We start from the raw sequence: 18,519 nt of genomic DNA, 5'->3' as shown, positions 1-18,519 counted from the left end.
GGTTACCGTTGGCTGCTACAACCTACAAAATTGTGTAGACGCTGCGACGGCGGTGTTTCAGAGGCCAATGTGCTGACTGAACCTGTGCTATCGCAGGCAAGCCAGCTCCCACAGTTGTGGGTATATCAGGTCGGGCTTCTCGGTGTGTGCAAGTGTTCTGTGGGGAATGCCTTTGCATACGCGTGACACACCCTTAACACCTGCTCATCGGCAAACCGCGCGCCCACCACGTGCAAGCCCACCGGTAGGCCATTCGCTGCCAACCCGCACGGCACTGACGCCGCCGGTTGTTGGGTGAGGTTGAAGGGGTAGGTGAACGGCGTCCATTGCATCCACTCAGTCATCCCTGAGCCCGGCGGTACGTTGTGCCCGGCTTCGAATGCGGTGATCGGCATCATCGGCGACACCAGCACATCGTAATGCTCATGGAACGCGGCCATCCGTGCCACCAGCGCCGCTCGGACTTCCAGGGCCGTGTTGAAATCATTCAGGCTCAAGCGTTCGCCCCGCTGTGCAATACGCAGCAACCCGGGGTCGAGCTGTTGCTTTTGCGCCTCGCTCATTGTGCCGGTCAGGCGTGCTGCGCCGGCAGCCCATAGGGTACTGAACACCTCCAGTGGGTCGCTGAAGCCAGGGTCGATTTGTTCGACATGGGCGCCCAGTTGCACCAGGCCCTGCACCGCCTGATCCACCACCAGGGCGACCTGTGGGTCGACCTTCGCATAGCCGAACGTGGGGCTGTAGGCGACACGCAATCCCTTCAAGTCCGCTCCAGGAACGAGCCAGGGCGTGGTTCGCGGCGCGCCGATCAGGCCGTCCCGCGCATCTGGCTGGGCCACGGCTTGCAGCATCAGCACGCTGTCTTCCACGGTGCGCGTCATCGGCCCCAGGTGCGACAGTATCGTCATGGAACTGGCCGGCCATTGCGGCACATAGCCGAAGGTCGGCTTGATCCCGAAGGTGCCGGTAAACGCACAGGGAATGCGGATCGAACCGCCGGCGTCGCTGCCCTGGTGCAGCACGCCCAAGTTCAACGCCGCTGCCGCACCGGCACCTCCGGAGGAACCACCGGCGGTAGTGCGCGTGTCCCACGGGTTGCGGGTGATGCCGTACAGCGGGTTGTCGGTCACGCCTTTCCAGCCGAATTCCGGGGTGGTGGTCTTGCCCAGCAGCACCGCGCCGGCCTTGCGCATGAAGGCCGAGAAGGGCGCGTCCACGTCCCATGGGCCCTCGGCGGATGAGGTGCGCGAGCCTTTGCGCGTGGGCATGCCGACCGTCAGCGTCAGGTCTTTGATCGACGCCGGCACGCCATCCAGCGCACCGCAAGGTTCGCCCTTGAGCCAGCGTTGTTCCGACGCCCGCGCAGCGTCGAGAGCGCCTTGCGGGTCGACATGGCAGTAGGCATTCACCACCGGGTTATAGCGCTCGATGCGTAGCAGCGCATCTTCAGTGACCTCTACGGGGGACAAGCTTTTGTCGCGAAAATGCTGCAACAGCTGCACCGCTGTCAGTTGGCCAATCTCACTCATGCCAGATCCCCCTGGGCCGCATTCACCATGGCGCGCAGCAACACCGCGCAACCCGCCGCCAGGTCATCCGGCGCGGCGTTTTCGATTTCGTTATGGCTGATACCGCCTTCGCACGGCACAAAGATCATCCCGGCCGGGCCCAGTTCGGCGACGAAGATCGCGTCATGCCCGGCGCCGCTGACGATGTCCATATGGCTCAGGCCCAATGCCTGGGCAGCCTCGCGCACGGCATTGACGCAGGTCGGGTGAAAGTCCAGCGGCGGGAAGTCGGCGGTGGGCGTCAGTTCAAACGTCAAGCCGTGGCGGGCGGCCGAGTCTTCGATCACTGCGCGCACTTCATCGACCATGGCTTGCAGCTTGTCGGCGTGCAGGTGGCGCAGGTCGATGGTCATGTTTACTTGGCCGGGGATCACGTTGCGCGAGCCAGGGTGCAGGTTCAGGCAGCCAACGGTGCCGCAGGCGTGAGGCTGATGCTGATGGGCGATTCGGTTGACCGCACTGACCACCTCGGCAGCTCCCACCAGGGCATCCTTGCGCAGGTGCATGGGCGTAGGGCCTGCATGCGCCTCTACGCCAGTGAGGGTCAGGTCGAACCACTTCTGGCCCAGGCAGCCCATCACCACGCCCAGGGTAATCGCCTGGTCTTCCAGCACCGGGCCTTGCTCGATATGCGCTTCGAAATACGCCCCCACTGGGTGGCCCAGCACCGCACGCGAACCGGCATAGCCGATGCGCTGCAATTCGCTGCCTACCGACAGGCCCTGGTCGTCGCACTTGTCGAGGGTGTCCAGCAAGTCGAACTTCCCGGCAAATACCCCGGAGCCCATCATGCACGGCGGGAAGCGTGAGCCTTCTTCGTTGGTCCACACCACCACTTCGATCGGTGCCTGGGTTTCGATCTGCAGGTCATTCAGTGTACGGATCACTTCCAGCCCGGCCATCACCCCGTAGCAGCCGTCGAACTTGCCGCCGGTGGGCTGGGTGTCGATATGGCTGCCGGTCATCACCGGGGGCAGGGCAGGGTTGCGGCCAGGGCGCCGCGCGAAAATATTGCCGATGGCATCCACACTGACGCTGCACCCGGCGGCTTCGCACCACTGCACAAACAGGTCGCGGGCCTGGCGGTCCAGGTCGGTGAGGGCCAGGCGACACACGCCGCCCTTGGCCGTGGCGCCGAGCTGGGCCAGGTCCATCAGCGACTGCCACAAGCGGTCGCGGTTGATCAGTGGGGCATTGCTCTGGAGCGGTTGCGCAAGACTGTTCATCAGGAATCTCCACTCAGGCACTCAAGGCCAGGTAACGGTTTTTGATGCTCGGGTCGGCGCGGAAGTCAGCGGCGCTGCCCTCGTACACCACGCGGCCCTGTTCGAGCACGTAATGGCGGTCGGCGAGCTTGTCGCAGACCATCAGGTTCTGTTCCACCAGCAATACCGGCAGGCCCTCGTCCTTGACCTTGCGCAGGATCTTCACCAGCTCGTCGACGATCACCGGGGCCAGGCCTTCAGTGGGTTCGTCGAGGATCAGCAGCTTGGGGTCGTTAAGCAGGGCGCGGGCGATGGCGAGCATCTGCTGTTCGCCGCCGGACAACGCGTGGCCGGCGTTTTTGCGCCGCTCCTTGAGGCGCGGGAACATGGCGTACACGTCTTCCAGTTGCCAGCGGCTGTGCTTGCGGGCGGCGATGCGCAGGTTTTCCTCCACCGTCAGCAGGCGGAAAATCCCGCGGTTTTCCGGCACCAGCGCCAAGCCCTGGCGCGCAATTTCAAAGATCTTTTGCCCCACCAGCGCCTGGCCGTTGAAGTGGATCTGGCCCTGGCGCGGGCAGATGATGCCGAGGATGCTGCGCAGGGTGGTGGTCTTGCCGGCGCCGTTACGGCCCAGCAGGGTCACCAGTTCGCCGGGGTTGACGCTCAGCGAGACGCCCTCCAGCACATGGCTTTTGTCGTAGTAGGAATGGATATTCTCGACGATCAGCATCAGGCAGCCTCCCCAAGATAGGCAGTGCGCACACGTTCATCGGCACGCACGAATTCCGGCGTGCCTTCCACCAGGATCTGCCCGTGGCTCATCACCGTGATGCGTTGGCTGATGGACATGACGATGCTCATGTTGTGTTCGATCAACAGCACCGTATGGTCGCGGCCAAGGTCGCTGATCAGTTGGGTCATGATCGGGATATCGTCGATGCCCATGCCCGAGGTGGGCTCGTCGAGCATCAACAGTTTGGGTTTGGAGCAGATCGACATGCCCACCTCCAGCACCCGTTGCTGGCCGTGGGACAACTCACCGGCCAGGGTGTCGGCGCGGGCCGTGAGTTGCAGGCGCTCCAGCACCTGGTCGGCCATCTCCAGATGCTCGCGCTTGCTGTCGACCCGACGCCAGAAATTCAAGGCGCGCACGCCGTCGCGGCCTTGGGCGGCCAGGCGCAGGTTCTCGCGCACGCTGAGGTTCTGGAACAGGCTGGTGAGCTGGAACGAACGCGCCATGCCCAGGCCGACGCGGCCGTGGGCGGGCTTGCGCATCAGGTTCTTGCCGTCGAAATGGATCGCCCCGGCGGTGGCCTGGCGTTCACCGGTGAGGCAATGGAACAGGCTGGTCTTGCCGGCGCCGTTGGGGCCGATGATGGTGTGGATGGTGCCGGCTTCAACCTTGAGGTTGACGCCATTGACCGCATGGAACGCGCCGTAGGCCAGCTCCAGGTTTTGGGTTTCCAGCAAGATACTCATAGCCCGTCCTCCTTGGCGACGACCACGGGTTTGCGCGTGCCGCGCACCTTCTCGAACAGCGACGCGAGGCCGCCCCACAACCCGCCGCGCATGAAGATCACCACCAGGATCAGGATCACCCCCAGCAGCATCAGCCAACGCGGCCACAGGTCGGAGAGAAAGTCGCCCAGCAGCACGATGGAGCCGGCGCCCAGCAGTGAGCCGAACAGCGAGCCGGTGCCGCCGACGATGGTCATGATCAGGATGTTCTCGGACATCGCCAGGTCGATATTGGACAGCGGCACAAAGTGCAGCAGCATGGCGTACAGCGCCCCGGCAATCCCGGTGACCGCGCCGGACAGCACGAACACCAGGATCTTGAAGTGGCGCGTGTCGTAGCCGATGGCCGAGGCGCGGGTTTCATTCTCGCGGATCGCCATCAGCGTGCTGCCAAACGGTGAGGCGATCACCCGACGTGCGCCGATGAAGATCAGCAGGAACAGCACCGCGACAAAACCATAGAATGCGCGGGCATCGGCCAGGGACAGCAGCACGGTGTCACCCACCCGGATTTCCGGGCGCGGCACGCTGAGCAGGCCGTTGTCGCCGCCGGTCCAGTCGCTCAAGGTGTAGGCGACAAAGTAAGCCATCTGGCTGAACGCTAACGTGAGCATCACGAAGTAAATGCCCGTGCGGCGAATCGCCAGGGCGCCCACCAGCAAGGCCAGCACGCCACCGGCCAGCGCTGCGCCCAGCAACGCCATGAACAGGCCCAGTTGCAGGTGGATCATCAACAGCGCCGCACAATAAGCACCGGCACCAAAGAAGATGCCTTGGCCGAAGGACAGCAGCCCGGTATAGCCCAGCAGCAGGTTGCAGGCCAGGGCGGCCATGGCAAAGATCAGGATCTCGGTGGCCAGGGTCGCCGAGGGCAACACCAACGGCAGGCCGATCAGCACGGCCAGCACCCACAGCAACATGGCTCTGGATTGGGTCTTGGCAAACGGCAGGGGGTTTTTCTCGCTCATGTCAGGCTCTCCCGAACAGGCCGTAAGGGCGTACCAGAATCACCACGGCCATGGCGCCGTAGATCATCAGGCTCGCACCCTGGGGCCAGAGTGTGGTCATCAGGCTTTGCACCACGCCCACCAGCAAACCGCCGACCAGCGCACCGCTGAACGAGCCCATGCCGCCGATCACCACCACCACGAAGGCGATGCCCAGAATCTCCGGGCCGACGAAGGGCTGGGCGCCGCGCAAGGGCGCGAACAACACCCCGGCGACACCGGCCAGAGCGACGCCGAGGGCGAAGGTCATGGAGAACAGGCGGAAAATATTGGTGCCCAGCAGCGACACGGTTTCGGTGCTTTCACTGCCGGCGCGCACCAGGGCACCGAAGCGCGTGCGCTCCAGCAGCAGCCACAGGCCCAGGCCCACCAGCGCGGAAAACACGATGAGGAACAGGCGGTAGTAGGGGTAGACGAAATCACCCACCACCAGCACGCCGCGCAACAGTTCCGGCACGGCGACGCTTTTGCCCACCGGGCCCCAGATCATCACGCTGGCTTCCTGGATGATCAGGGCGATCCCCAAGGTCACCAGAATCTGGAACATGTGCGGCAAGTGGTAGATGCGCTGGATCAGCAAGCGCTCGATCACCCAGGCCAGCGCGGCCACCACCAGCGGCGCGATCAGCAGCGCCAGCCAGAAGTTGCCGGTGAGGCTCACCGCGGTGTAGCAGATGTAGGCGCCGAGCAGGAAGAACGCGCCGTGGGCGAAGTTGACGAAGTTGAGCAGGCCGAAAATGATCGTCAGCCCCACCGCGATCAGGAAGTAGATCATCCCCAACCCGAGGCCGTTGAGAATCTGGAACAGGTACAGATTAAGCATGCAGGCACCCTCCGCAGACGGCCGCTTGCACGGCCCTGCGCGACAAAAAATTAAGCGGTCAGCCGAGCGTGCAGCCCGTCGCCTCGACCGCAGGGAACGACTGGCCAGCGCTGAGCACTTTGGCCAGGTCGTCCTTGTCGGCCATGTCGCCGCTGGCCTTGCCGATCAGCAGGTAGTAATCCTTGATCACCTGGTGGTCGCCGGCGCGGATGGACTCCTTGCCGGTCGGGCCTTCGTAGCTCAAGCCCTGCATGGCCTTGGCCACGGTCGGGCCGTCGAAGCTGCCGGTGGCGATGATGGTGTCGAGCATGACTTTGGTGCTGATGTAATCGGCGGCCAGCGGGTAGGTGGGGTTGATGCCGTAGGTGGCCTGGGTCAGCTTGACCAGTTCGCGGTTGAGCGGGGTGTCGACCTGGTGCCAGTACTGCGCGCCGAGGTACACGCCCTCGAGCACATCGCTGCCCAGTTCCTGGAACTGATCCAGGCCGGCAGACCACACCAGCAGCACCTTCATGCGCTCCTTGATGCCGAAGTTAACGGCCTGGCGCAAGGTGTTGGACGACTGGCTGCCAAAGTTGAGCAGCACCAGCACATCGGGCTTGGTAGAAATGGCGTTGGTCAGGTAACCGGAAAATTCCTGTTCCTGCAGCGAGTGGTAGCTGTTGCCCACGTGTTCCAGGCCGTGCTCCTTGAGCACGTTCTTGGCGCCTTCGAGCAAGGCTTCGCCGAACACGTATTGCGGGGTGATGGTGTACCAGCGCTTGGCGTCCGGCAGCAGCTTGATCAGCGGCACCATGGTTTCGCGGATTGCGCCGTAGGTGGGCACCGACCAGCGGAAGGTCGCCTTGTTGCAGTCCTTGCCTGTGACTTCATCGGCGCCCACCGGGGTCATGAACACACCGCTGGCCTTGTCCACTTCCTTGGCCACTGCCAGGGCGGAAGACGACAGCGTGCAGCCCTGGAAGAACCGTGCGCCGTCCTGCGCGATGGCCTCTTGCACTTTGCGCACTGCCTTGCCGGCGTTGCCTTCGGTGTCGATGACTTTGTAGTTCAGCGGGCGGCCGAGTAATTGGGGGTGTTGCTGCACCGCCAGGCGCGAACCCATGTCGGCAAATTTGCCATAGCTGGCAAAGGCGCCAGACATGGACTTGAGGCCGTAAAAGGTAAAAGGCTCGGCGGCGAATGCCGAACGCACGCTCAGCGGAAGGCTGAGGGCGGCGGCTGCGGTGAGGCTGGCTTTCAATAACGTACGACGCTGCATGGGGTGACTCCCTGGTTTAGTTATTGGCAGGAGCGGCAAGGGCGATACGGTGGAGCAAGGGCCTGTGGGCAGGCTTGTTATTGGGGAACTCGGTTCAACAGATGGACACGGCCAAATGTGGGAGCTGGCTTGCCTGCGATGCGGGCGCCTCGGTGTTACAGGGGGACCGAGCCGATGCCATCGCAGGCAAGCCAGCTCCCACATTGATCGGGTGTTGTTCCTAACGGTGATCAAACTCCAATAGGAAGTGCGGGCTTACTTGGCCTTCCAGCGCGGTCATATGGTGTTCGGCATCGCACATGTGTTCATGCATCAAGCTGCGCACCGCGCTTTCATCCCCGGCGCGAAAGGCGATCAGCAGTTGCTTGTGATAGTCCAGGTTGGCCGCGTCGAATTGCTTGCGCTTGGGCTTGTAGGCTTTTTTCAGCACCACCAGGTCGCGCAGCAAGTCATTGAGAAACTGCGCCATGAAGCTCAGCAGCGGGTTGGGGCAGGCCCGGGCCAGCAGGTTGTGGAACTCCAGTTCTGCCAGGCGCTGCTCGCGCTGGCCGGCTTCGCTGTCTTCGGGGGCGCTGCAAAAATCCACGTTGGCTTGCAGGGCGATGTAATCGTCTTCGCTTAAACGCCCCAGCACCGACACGGCCAGTTCCACTTCGATGACCTTGCGCAGTTGGTAGACCTGCTCGCCGTCCAGGTGCTGGAAGTGCAGGTAATTGCGCAAGGCGCGGCTGGCCGGTTCAGTGCCGGCCTGGTTCAAGTAAGCCCCGCCGCTGGGGCCGGTGCGCGTGCTCACCAAGCCTTCGACCTCCAGCGCCTTGAGCGCTTCGCGCGCCGAGCCCTTGGAGCACTGGAAACTTTCCATCAGCTCGCGTTCGGTGGGCAGGCGGTCGCCGGGCTTCAAGGCGTCGGTGACGATCGAGCGCTTGACTGACTCGACAATCACATCGGACAGCTTCTGGCGTTTGCGGCGTAGCGGTCGACTCAGCATGGCGGTGATTTATCGTATTAATGCGGATAAATAGCACTTAATAACGATTGGGCAGGTGCGTCAACGCAAGGGGTCGTTTTCGGTGAATAGGGGTCGTAAATGCGCAGGTTATTCCCAGGCGCCCAAGTCCACGCAGCGTGCGGACGAAGGCGGCTGTTTGCCATAGGCCAGAAAATCCCCCAGCCAGCGGCTCACACAGCCGTCAGCGCCTGCGCGTGGCGATTCCTTGAGCAAGAGCTGTTCCACACCGGTGGCAAGTGGTTCGCCAGGCTCGGTATTGATCAGCACCATGCGCCCGACGCGTTCGGGAAACAACGTGCCGTAGCGGCTGCCCAGGCGGGTGGCCGCGGCGTTGCCCAGATAGTTAAGGCGCGCCTCGCCCAGTTGCCCACGCACGAATTCCATATCTTGCGCGGCCTGTTCCACGCCGTTGCCTTGGCGCAGGTCGCGGGTGCTCAGCTCGATTACGTCATAACGGTCGACCAGGGTGCGATAGGCCTGGGTGGCAAGCGACTCCCAGCGACTGGCCAGGTGAAGGACGAACGGTGCGCCTTTGGCCTGTTGGGGGTCGCCGGCCTGGATGAACACCACACCTTCACGGTTGAGCGGCTGCCGTGCGCCTACCCGTGTCACGCTCAGGCGTATGCGGCCGCGCTGGGGTGCGGCATGGTCGCGGGGCACGCTGACCAGGCCGCATTGGGTGCGGCCAACCACTTCCGGGTCCAGGCGCGTGGTTGCAGTGAGGGGGCAGTCCAGCAGCCAGTCGATCGCGGTGGGCGCGATCAAGGGCTCGGCCAGCGCCAGGTGTGTGATCAGCCAGCCGCCAACGCAGGCCAGGCCTTTTACAACAACGCTGGGTTTCATCATGAGGTCCCGGGCATCCGTGTGATAACGGCTTTTTTACCAAGGACCTTGGGGTGGAAAATGTAAGGTGAAGAAACAACTCATGTATGAAATATGAGTTTCGTTTATCAGATACCGGTGTTCCAGCCACCGCCTAACGCCTTGTACAGGGCGATGCTGGCTTGCAGGCGCGACAGGCGCAGCAGCACGTTCTGGTCCTGGGCGTCGTACAGGGTGCGTTGGGTTTCCAGTACCGTGAGCAGGTCTTCGGCGCCGGCCTCATAGCGGCTTTGGGCAATCTGAAAGGCGGTCTGCGCCTGTTGCAGTTCCTCAGTTTGCCACTGGCGTTGCTGGTCCAGGCGGGTGATGCTGCTGAGGGCTTTTTCTACATCGGCAAAACCGTTGATGATCGCCCCGCGATAGGTTTGCAGCAGTTCATCCTGGCGCGCCCGAGCCTTGTCGCGCTCGGCGCTCAGCCGGCCATTGTTGAAGATCGGCGCCATCAGGCCCGAGGTCAGTGTGTAGAAGGGGCTGCGCAGGATCTCTTCGGCCTTGGACGCGCCCGAGCCGAGCGTTGCGCCCAACGTCACCGTCGGCAGCATGGCCGCACGGGCCACCGTGACGTCGGCACTGGCCGCCGCCAACTGGGCCTCGGCCTGGGCGAGGTCGGGGCGCCGGCTCAATAACTGGCTGGGCACACCGGGCCCGATGCTCGGCCAGCTCAGTGCCTGGAAGGGTTCTGTGCCCAACTCCAGAGCCTGCACGGGCTGGCCGAGCAAGGCGGCGAGGGTGATCTGCGATTCTTCCGCCGATTGCTCGATCAGTGGCAGTTGCCGTTGCTGACCGGCCACCAGGCTTTTCTGTTGCGCCAGTTCCAGGGCCGTGGCGGAACCGGCATCAAAGCGGGTCTGCACCAGGTTCAGTACATTGCGCGCATTCGCCAGGTTGAGCTCGGCAATCTGCAAGCGCTGGCGGGCGGCCAGGGTTTGCGCGTAGCGGTCGGCCACGTTGCTGAGTAGGGTCAGCTCCACGTTGGCCTGATCGAACTCACTGGCCTGCAGGCTGTGCACGGCGCTGTCGCGGGCAGCGGCGCGGCCACCCCAGAAGTCGATTTCGTAGCTGGCCGTGAGGTTGGCATCATAGTTGGTGACGGTCCTGTTGCTCTCGGTGGCGTCCAGCTCCGAGTTGCCGCTGCCGCGCAACAGCCGTTGACGGCTGGCGCCGAGGTTGAACTTCAGCTCCGGCAACAACGGTGCACCGGCGATCACCGCCGTGGCCTGGGCCTGGCGGACACGCGCCATGGCGGCCGCTACGTCGAAGCTGTCACGGCGGGCCTGGTCGATCAGGCGGTTCAACGCCGGGCTGCCAAACTGCGTCCACCAGCGTTGGTTGGTGGCCTGGTTTGCCTCACGTTCGGCATAGTGCCAGGCGGCGGGCGCAGCGATGCCGCTGTCGATGGCGGGTGGGTTAGCGCCACAGGCCGTGAGCAACAGGCACAGGCTGAGCGCTGACAACGGCGGGGTGATGGATCGTTTATTCACTGGTCAACGCCTTAACCGGATCGAGCCGGGCAGCTTTACGGGCCGGCATAAAGCCGAATACGACGCCGGTGACCAGCGCACAGCCAAACGCACCGAGCACCGCCACCAGGGAAAACTGCACCGCCACTTCAGCCAGTACCAGCACGCCGCCCACCAGCAAGGCCAGGGCAATACCGAACAGGCCACCGACCACCGAAAGCATCACCGCTTCGGTGAGGAACTGGCGCAGGATGTCGCGCTGGCGTGCCCCGGTGGCCATGCGGATGCCGATTTCACGGGTGCGTTCGCGCACGGTCATCAACATGATATTCATCACGCCGATGCCGCCCACCAACAGCGAAATCGCGGCAATCGAGCCGAGCATCAGCGATAGGGTGTTCTGGGTACGCGCTTCGGCCTGGATCATCGCGGCATTGTTGGTCAACTCGTAGTCGCGCTTGCCGTTGTGCAACTTCAACATCAATTGGTCGATGGCGCGTTCGGCTTCATGCACCTTGCGCGCATCGGTGGTGGCAATCGCCACGTATTCGGGGTTGTAGCTGCCGAACAGGCGGACACTGGCGGCGCTGTAGGGAATGGCGACACGGTCGTCACTGTCCTTGTTGCCGGAGCTGGAGCCTTTTTCCGCCAGTACGCCGACCACCTGGAAGGGCACGTTCTCGATCAGGATGTACTGGCCGATGGGGTTGGCCACGTCCTTGAACAACTTTTGGCGGATGCGTGCGCCAATCACGGCGACCGTGGCGGCGGCGCGTTCGTCGGCCTCGGTGAAATAGCTGCCCTCGACCACCGGCCAGTTGAAGATCTCCGGGAAGTTGGTGTCGTTGCCCCCCACGTAAGCCATGTAGTCGACGTTGCCGAAGCGCACACCCGCGTCGGTGCCGTTGACGGGCATGATGCGCTTGACCTGAGGCAGCGTCGCCAGGGCCGCGACGTCGTTGAGGGACACGATCCCCAGCGGCGTACGCGGGTTGGGCGAAGAACCGCTGAGGTAGATGATATTGGAACCGAACGCGCCCATCTGCGCCATGACCTGGCGCTTGCTGCCTTCGCCCACCGCCAGCATCACCACCACCGACGCGACGCCGATGATGATGCCCAGCAGCGTCAGCGCCGTGCGAAAACGGTTGATCCACATCACCCGCCAGGCGGCTTGCACCGCGTCCAGCAATTCGGCTTTCCAGGCACCGTTGTGCTCGGCGCCGTCGGCCAGGCGTTGGCGCAGGTCCACGGCGTGCAAGGCGCCGGCCGCCAGGCTGGGTATGGCCGCGCGGGTGTCAGCCGAATCGCTGATGATCTGGCCGTCGCGAATCTCGATGATTCGGTTGGCCCGCGCCGCCACTTCACGGTCGTGGGTAATCAGGATGACCACATGGCCCTGGCTCGCCAGTTCGTCGAGCAAGGCCATGACCTCCGCGCCGCTGTGGCTGTCGAGGGCGCCGGTGGGTTCATCGGCGAGGATGATATGGCCGCCGTTCATCAGGGCGCGGGCGATGGACACCCGTTGCTGTTGCCCACCGGACAACTGGTGCGGCCGATTGCCGGTGCGTTCGGCCAGGCCCAGGCGGGTGAGCAGGGCGCGTGCGCGGGCATGACGCTCGGTGGCGCTGATGCCGGCATAGATCGCCGGCATCTCGACGTTTTCCTGGGCAGAGCCTGAGGGAATCAAATGGTAGCCCTGGAACACAAAACCGAAGGCTTCGCGGCGCAGCCAGGCCAGTTCGTCGCTGCCCAGGTGGGCGACGTTTTCCCCGGCGAACAGGTAGTCGCCCTCGGTGGGGCGGTCGAGGCAGCCGAGGATGTTCATCAGCGTCGATTTACCCGAGCCCGACGCGCCGACAATGGCGACGAACTCGCCGGCATGGATCGACAGGTCAATGCCACGCAACACATCGACCTGCGGGCTGTCGCCGCCGCCGTAGGATTTGCGAATGCCTTTGAGTTCAATCAGCGGCGTGGTCAATTCAGCCCCCATGGCTGTCAGCCGGGCCGATCAACAGGTGGTCGCCCTCGTTCAGCCCGCCGAGCACTTCGACGCGCAGACGGTCGCTGATGCCCAGGCGCACTTCGCGGTCTTCGATGGCACCGTTTTTGGCCACCACCCGGGCGATTTGCGCTGCGGAGCCAGGCACGCCTTGCAAGGCTGCGACCGGTACGGTGAGGGCATCTTTAACCTGGCTTGCGACGAAAAAGACCTGGGTGGTCATCTCGGCCATCAGCGCGTTGTCGGCGTTGTCTACGTCGAGCAGCACCGTGTACAGCACCACTCGGCCAGTGCCGCTCTTGCTGGTACTGCTCGGGCTGCCGTTGCTCTGGGTTTCGTTCAAGGGCTTGGGCGGGATCGGCAGGATCTGGCGCACGGTGCTGGTCCAGCGCCGGCTGCCACCGCTCAGGGTGGTGAAATACGCGCTCATGCCGGGTTTGACATGGCCGATGTCGGCTTCGGAAACTTCCGCCCACACCGTCATGGGTGACAGCTTGGCGATGCGCAGGATCAGCGGGGTTTGCTGTTGCGCGTTGAGGGTCTGGCCGACGCGTGCGTCCACGGCCACCACGGTGCCGGTCATCGGCGCGTAGATGCGTGTGTAGCCCAACTCGGCCTCATCGCTGCGCAGGCTGGCCTGGGCCTGGCGGATCTGTGCCTGGAACATCTCGACCCGTGCCTGGGTCGCGTTGAGTTCAGCCTTGGCGGTCTGCACGTCTTCTTCGCGGGTGGCGTTGCCGGCACTCAGGCGCTGCTGGCGCTGGTACTTCTGGCGGGCGAGTTGATGCTGGGCTTTCTGCTCCTGCAACTGGGCCTGCAGGTTTTCGATGGCATAGCGGCTGGCGTCGAGCTTGGCTTTTTGCGTGGCGGGGTCGATCTCCACCAGCAACTGACCCTCTTGGACCTGGTCGCCGGCCTCGACGTGGATCTTGCGGATCTGCCCGGAGGCCTGGGCGCCGACGTCCACATAGCGTCGCGGTTGCAGGGTGCCCAGGGCGGTGACGCTGTTTTCGATGTCGGCGCGGGTCACGGTGACGGTGGCCAGGGCGTCGCGGCCCGGCGTCAAGCCCTGCCAGGTGGCAAACGCAACGATGGGAATCAGGCACGCCACCACAAGCAGGGCGCGTCGGGCAGGTCGAGGGCGTTTCATCGGTAGCTTCCAGCCAGGAAAGTTCGGGGCGCAGTCGCGCAGAGCTGACAGGTAAACGAGGAAAATGCCCGGGAATTTAGGCTGTTACATAAGTAGTTACAGCTCAGTGGGAGAAAAAATTCGACCGCTGACGAGAGAGTTCTTTAAAAGTAGATGAGAATTACTATAAATTGCACACGCTCAAACTGCCATCATCGGTGATGGCAAAACCGCCATTGGTTGCGGGTGCATTCAGGTAAGGGGATGTGCTCTTGGGTTTTTCGCGAGCAAGCTCGCTCCTACAGGGTGGGCGTCGTTGGTATTAAGGCCGTGGGGTCAGGAGTCATGGTGGAAAACTACTATCGCGAGCTGGTGTGTTTCCTCAACGCCAAGCTGGGCAACCGTCAGGTGGCCGAAGATGTGGTGCATGACGCTTATGTGCGGGTGCTGGAGCGTGTAAGCGACAACCCGATCGAACAACCCCGCGCCTTCCTGTACCGCACCGCCTTGAACCTGGTGATCGACGGCCATCGGCGCAACGCCTTGCGCCAGGCCGAGCCCCTGGAGGTGCTGGACAGCGAAGAACGCTTCGCCGCCTGTTCACCCCACGCCAGCCACGACCAGGGCCAGCGCCTGGAGATGCTCGAACGCGCCCTGGCCGAGTTGCCGGCGGCCTGTCGCGACAGTTTCCTGTTGCGCAAACTCGAAGGCCTGTCCCACCTGCAAATCGCCGAACGCCTGGGCATTTCCCGCAGCCTGGTGGAAAAACACATCGTCAACGCGATGAAGCACTGCCGGGTGCGTATGCGTGAGTGGGAAGCGCACTGATCGCCAGTTAGTTAAATTTTATTTCACTGTCCTCGTTTCCTATCAACACACGGCCTGTTGTTCAGGCCATGAAGGTATTCCCGCCCCATCGCCAAGGGGCTTATCCAGAGGACACTGGAATGACACAGGCAATTGCTTCGCCCGCGGTTCATGACCTGATCGGGATCGGTTTCGGCCCTTCGAACCTGGCGCTGGCCATCGCCCTGCAGGAGCGTGAAAAGGCCCAGGGCAAGCTGGACGTGCTGTTTCTCGACAAACAAGCCGACTACCGCTGGCACGGCAATACCCTGGTCACCCAGAGCGAACTGCAGATTTCCTTCCTCAAGGACCTGGTGACCCTGCGCAACCCCACCAGCCCGTATTCCTTCGTCAACTACCTCAAGACCCACGACCGCCTGGTGGACTTCATCAACCTGGGCACCTTCTACCCCTGCCGCATGGAGTACAACGACTACCTGCGCTGGGTGGCGGGGCAGTTCCATGCCCAGGCCAACTACGGTGAAGAAGTGCTGGCCATCGAGCCGATCCTGCATCAGCAGCAGGTCGAGGCCTTGCGCGTGATCTCCCGCGATGCCCACGGCGAGCAGCATGTGCGCACCACTCGTTCGGTGGTGGTCAGCGCCGGTGGCACGCCGCGCGTCCCCGACGCCTTCAAGGCGCTCAAGGGCGACAGCCGGGTGTTCCACCATTCCCAATACCTGGAGCGCATGGCCAACCAGCCGTGTGTAGACGGCAAGCCGATGCGCATCGCCGTGATCGGCGGTGGCCAGAGCGCGGCCGAAGCCTTTATCGACCTCAATGACAGCTTCCCGTCGGTGCAGGTCGACATGATCCTGCGCGGCTCGGCGCTCAAGCCGGCCGACGACAGCCCGTTCGTCAACGAAGTGTTCTCGCCGGCCTTTACGGACCTGGTATTCCAGCAAGTCGGTGCCGAGCGTGAGCGTTTGGTCGCCGAATATCAGAACACCAACTACTCGGTGGTGGACCTGGACCTGATCGAGCGCATCTACGGGATTTTCTACCGCCAGAAAGTCTCCGGCATCGCCCGCCAGGCGTTCCGTACCCTCACCGTGGTAGAGAAAGCCACCCCTGGCCCGCTGGGCATCGAACTGGCCCTGCGCAATACCGCCACTGGCGAAACCAGCCTTAACCATTACGACGCGGTGATCCTGGCCACCGGCTACGAGCGCCAGATGCACCGTGAGCTGCTGGCGCCGCTGGAGGCTTACATGGGCGACTTCGAAGTGGCCCGCGACTACCGCATCGTCACCGACGAACGCTGCAAGGCCGGCATCTATATCCAGGGCTTCAGCCAGGCCAGCCATGGCTTGAGCGATACCTTGCTGTCGGTGCTGCCGATTCGGGCGGATGAGATTGCGGCGTCGCTGTATGAGCACGATCGAAACCGCGACAAGGGACGTTCGGTGCAGGACCTGCTCCTGGCTACTGCCAGCTGACCGATCCCCTGTAGGAGCGAGCTTGCTCGCGAAGAACGTCAACGATAACGCGCCTCATCTGGATGAACGCGGCGCTCTTGCCTTCTTCGCAAGCAAGCTCGCTCCTACAGACGGCACTTGTGACAAGGTGTGGCTATTGGTACTGTACAAAAAACCAGTATCGGTAGCCCTCCATGCAGTTGATCGAAAAACTCAGCATCCTCGCCGACGCCGCCAAGTACGACGCGTCCTGCGCCAGCAGTGGCGCGCCCAAGCGCAGTTCCGAGGGCAAGGCGGGGCTGGGTTCCACCAATGGCATGGGCATTTGCCACAGTTACACGCCCGATGGCCGTTGCGTGTCGTTGCTCAAGGTGTTGCTCACCAACTTCTGCCTCTACGACTGCCAATACTGCGTCAACCGCCGCTCCAGCGACGTGCCCCGTGCGCGCTTCAGCCCGGAGGAGGTGGTCACCCTGACCCTGGATTTCTACAAGCGCAATTGCGTCAGCGGGCTGTTCCTCAGTTCCGGCATCATCCGTTCGTCGGACTACACCATGGAACAACTGGTGCGAGTCGCCAAACTGCTGCGCGAAGAGCATGACTTTCGCGGCTATATCCACCTCAAGACCATCCCCGATGCCGACCCGGCCTTGATCGCCGAGGCTGGCCGTTATGCCGATCGCCTCAGCGTGAACATCGAACTGCCCACCGACGCCAGCCTGCAAACCCTGGCGCCCGAGAAGCAGATTGGCTCGATCAAGCAGGCCATGCAGACCATTTACACCGGCGAACAGACGGTGCTCAACGAACCCCGCGCTCCACGTTTCGCCCCGGCCGGGCAAAGCACGCAGATGATTGTCGGCGCCGACGACACCGACGACAGCACCATCTTGCACGGTGCCGAGGCGTTGTACGGCAATTTCAAGTTGCGCCGCGTGTATTACTCAGCGTTCAGCCCCATCCCCAACAGCCCGAAAAGCGTGCCTTTAGCCGCGCCGCCGCTGATGCGCGAGCACCGCTTGTACCAGGCGGACTTCCTGCTGCGCAGTTACGGTTTCCGCGCCAATGAGCTGTTCGCCGGCCCCGGCGACCTGGCACTGGATATCGACCCCAAGCTGGCCTGGGCCCTGGAGCATCGTGAGGTGTTCCCCCTGGACCTGAACCGCGCCGAGCCCACCCTGATCGCACGTATCCCCGGCATCGGCCTGCGCACCACCCAGCGCCTGGTCGACCTGCGTCGTGAACGCAAGATCCGCTTCGAAGACCTGGCGCGCATGCGCTGCGTGTTGGCCAAGGCCAAGCCGTTTTTCATCACCAGCGACTACCACCCGCAACAGGCCGACAGCACCAGCGTGTTGCTGCGTGAACAACTGCGTGATCGACCGCAGCCGCAACAGATGGGGCTGTGGGGATGATCAGCCTGGAATGCGACAACCTGTTCAGCACCTGGCGCGAACAGGCACGCTGGTTGCTCAGCCATCAGGTCGACCCCAGCCAGGTGAGCTGGGGCCAGATGCAGGCGGCGGACCTGTTCGCTACCGATGAACCGATCCCGCCGGGGTTGGGGCCGTTTCAGGCGCGCATCCCCAAGGCATTGTTGCACTTGCTGGAGTCCGCCGCCTGTTACCACGGTGATCAACGCTGGAGCCTGTTGTATGAAGTGCTGTGGCGGGTCAGCCATGGTGATCGCACGGCCATGCTCGCGGGGGACAAGCTTGGCAGCGAGTTGCAGCGGCGCATCAAGCAAGTCAGCCGAGAGGCTCACCACTTGCATGCGTTTGTGCGCTTCATCGCGCTGCCGGCCGGGGCCGGGCCGGAACTGCCGGAGTACGTGGCCTGGCATGAGCCGGCCCATGACATTCTCAAGAGCGCCAGCGAGCACTTTGTCGGGCGCATGGGCCGCCACCGCTGGATGATCGCCACGCCCCTGGACGGGGTGTATTACGACGGCGAACAACTGATTCATCAGCGCCAGTGCCCCGAAGCCTGGCAGCAACTGGCACAGAATGTCGAAGACCCCCACAGCGCCATGTGGCTGACCTACTACAGCCACATCTTCAACCCGGCACGGTTGAATCCCAAGGTGATGGAAGGGCATTTGCCCAGCCGCTTCTGGAAGAACTTGCCGGAAGGCAAGTTGATCCCGGGGTTGATTAGCGAAGCGCGTACGGGCAAGCAGAAAGATGGGCAGGCGAAGCTGGTGGGGGCCAAGCCAGGCAAAAGAATTGCAAACCCGGTCAATGTGTGTGGCTTGTCTGCGATGGCGGTCGGGCAGCCAGATGTGGGGTGACTGATGCACCGCTATCGCAGCATGGGTATCTACACAACTTGGTGGGCTGTAGCAGCAGACGGTAACCACGATGCGAAGCGAGTCGCTCTTGATCTTGC

16 protein-coding genes are annotated in these 18,519 nt (G+C 63.2%); 4 read left to right on the top strand and 12 right to left on the bottom strand.

Annotated elements, in window-relative coordinates; translation table 11 throughout:
- Positions 1-125 precede the first annotated feature (125 nt).
- The 12 genes from A7K61_RS26095 to A7K61_RS26040 form a co-directional block, all read right to left on the bottom strand.
- On the bottom strand, positions 126-1,529 hold the full coding sequence (locus A7K61_RS26095; RefSeq protein ID WP_069558657.1) for an amidase: 1,404 nt from the start codon (positions 1,527-1,529) through the stop codon (positions 126-128).
- Positions 1,526-2,794 (bottom strand): Zn-dependent hydrolase, encoded by a 1,269-nt coding sequence (locus tag A7K61_RS26090; protein ID WP_069558656.1) that lies wholly within the window; start codon positions 2,792-2,794, stop codon positions 1,526-1,528. Before A7K61_RS26090 ends, A7K61_RS26095 begins: the two co-directional genes overlap by 4 nt.
- A gap of 13 nt (positions 2,795-2,807) precedes the next feature.
- Positions 2,808-3,503, bottom strand: a complete 696-nt coding sequence (locus A7K61_RS26085; RefSeq protein ID WP_044274693.1) for an ABC transporter ATP-binding protein — start codon at positions 3,501-3,503, stop codon at positions 2,808-2,810.
- Positions 3,503-4,252 (bottom strand): ABC transporter ATP-binding protein, encoded by a 750-nt coding sequence (locus A7K61_RS26080; protein WP_044274692.1) that lies wholly within the window; start codon positions 4,250-4,252, stop codon positions 3,503-3,505. The genes A7K61_RS26085 and A7K61_RS26080 overlap by 1 nt, the downstream gene beginning before the upstream one ends.
- Positions 4,249-5,259, bottom strand: a complete 1,011-nt coding sequence (locus A7K61_RS26075; protein ID WP_044274691.1) for a branched-chain amino acid ABC transporter permease — start codon at positions 5,257-5,259, stop codon at positions 4,249-4,251. The genes A7K61_RS26080 and A7K61_RS26075 overlap by 4 nt, the downstream gene beginning before the upstream one ends.
- A 1-nt stretch (position 5,260) precedes the next feature.
- Positions 5,261-6,121: a branched-chain amino acid ABC transporter permease gene (locus A7K61_RS26070; protein WP_044274690.1), complete on the bottom strand. Its 861-nt coding sequence runs from the start codon at positions 6,119-6,121 to the stop codon at positions 5,261-5,263.
- A gap of 58 nt (positions 6,122-6,179) precedes the next feature.
- Complete coding sequence (locus A7K61_RS26065) at positions 6,180-7,382, bottom strand: ABC transporter substrate-binding protein (RefSeq protein ID WP_044274689.1); 1,203 nt, start codon at positions 7,380-7,382, stop codon at positions 6,180-6,182.
- A gap of 220 nt (positions 7,383-7,602) precedes the next feature.
- Positions 7,603-8,370, bottom strand: coding sequence for a FadR/GntR family transcriptional regulator (locus A7K61_RS26060; RefSeq protein WP_047711222.1), 768 nt, complete (start codon positions 8,368-8,370; stop codon positions 7,603-7,605).
- Between the two features lie 108 nt (positions 8,371-8,478).
- Positions 8,479-9,234 (bottom strand): proteinase, encoded by a 756-nt coding sequence (locus tag A7K61_RS26055; RefSeq protein WP_069558658.1) that lies wholly within the window; start codon positions 9,232-9,234, stop codon positions 8,479-8,481.
- A 107-nt stretch (positions 9,235-9,341) separates the two neighbouring features.
- A complete protein-coding gene (locus A7K61_RS26050) occupies positions 9,342-10,754 on the bottom strand; it encodes an efflux transporter outer membrane subunit (protein ID WP_044274686.1) in 1,413 nt (470 codons plus the stop codon).
- The gene (locus tag A7K61_RS26045; RefSeq protein ID WP_161794330.1) at positions 10,747-12,729 is read right to left on the bottom strand and encodes a MacB family efflux pump subunit; all 1,983 of its coding nucleotides are present in this window, start codon (positions 12,727-12,729) and stop codon (positions 10,747-10,749) included. The genes A7K61_RS26050 and A7K61_RS26045 overlap by 8 nt, the downstream gene beginning before the upstream one ends.
- On the bottom strand, positions 12,719-13,888 hold the full coding sequence (locus A7K61_RS26040; RefSeq protein ID WP_034134278.1) for an efflux RND transporter periplasmic adaptor subunit: 1,170 nt from the start codon (positions 13,886-13,888) through the stop codon (positions 12,719-12,721). Before A7K61_RS26040 ends, A7K61_RS26045 begins: the two co-directional genes overlap by 11 nt.
- A 324-nt stretch (positions 13,889-14,212) precedes the next feature.
- Here A7K61_RS26040 and A7K61_RS26035 point away from each other — a divergent pair, with 324 nt between their 5' ends.
- The 4 genes from A7K61_RS26035 (at position 14,213) to A7K61_RS26020 (ending at position 18,421) form a co-directional block, all read left to right on the top strand.
- A complete protein-coding gene (locus A7K61_RS26035) occupies positions 14,213-14,695 on the top strand; it encodes a sigma-70 family RNA polymerase sigma factor (protein WP_069558655.1) in 483 nt (160 codons plus the stop codon).
- Positions 14,696-14,814: 119 nt separating this feature from the next.
- Entirely contained in the window at positions 14,815-16,152 is a 1,338-nt protein-coding gene (locus A7K61_RS26030; RefSeq protein WP_069558654.1) for a lysine N(6)-hydroxylase/L-ornithine N(5)-oxygenase family protein, read from the top strand.
- A gap of 173 nt (positions 16,153-16,325) precedes the next feature.
- Positions 16,326-17,546 (top strand): putative DNA modification/repair radical SAM protein, encoded by a 1,221-nt coding sequence (locus tag A7K61_RS26025; RefSeq protein ID WP_003192321.1) that lies wholly within the window; start codon positions 16,326-16,328, stop codon positions 17,544-17,546.
- On the top strand, positions 17,543-18,421 hold the full coding sequence (locus A7K61_RS26020; protein WP_069558653.1) for a TIGR03915 family putative DNA repair protein: 879 nt from the start codon (positions 17,543-17,545) through the stop codon (positions 18,419-18,421). Before A7K61_RS26025 ends, A7K61_RS26020 begins: the two co-directional genes overlap by 4 nt.
- Positions 18,422-18,519 lie beyond the last annotated feature (98 nt).

The organism is Pseudomonas sp. AP42, assembly GCF_001728935.1.
GTDB classification, from domain to species: Bacteria; Pseudomonadota; Gammaproteobacteria; order Pseudomonadales; family Pseudomonadaceae; genus Aquipseudomonas; species Aquipseudomonas lactis.
This window is presented reverse-complemented; position numbering and strand designations above follow the sequence as displayed.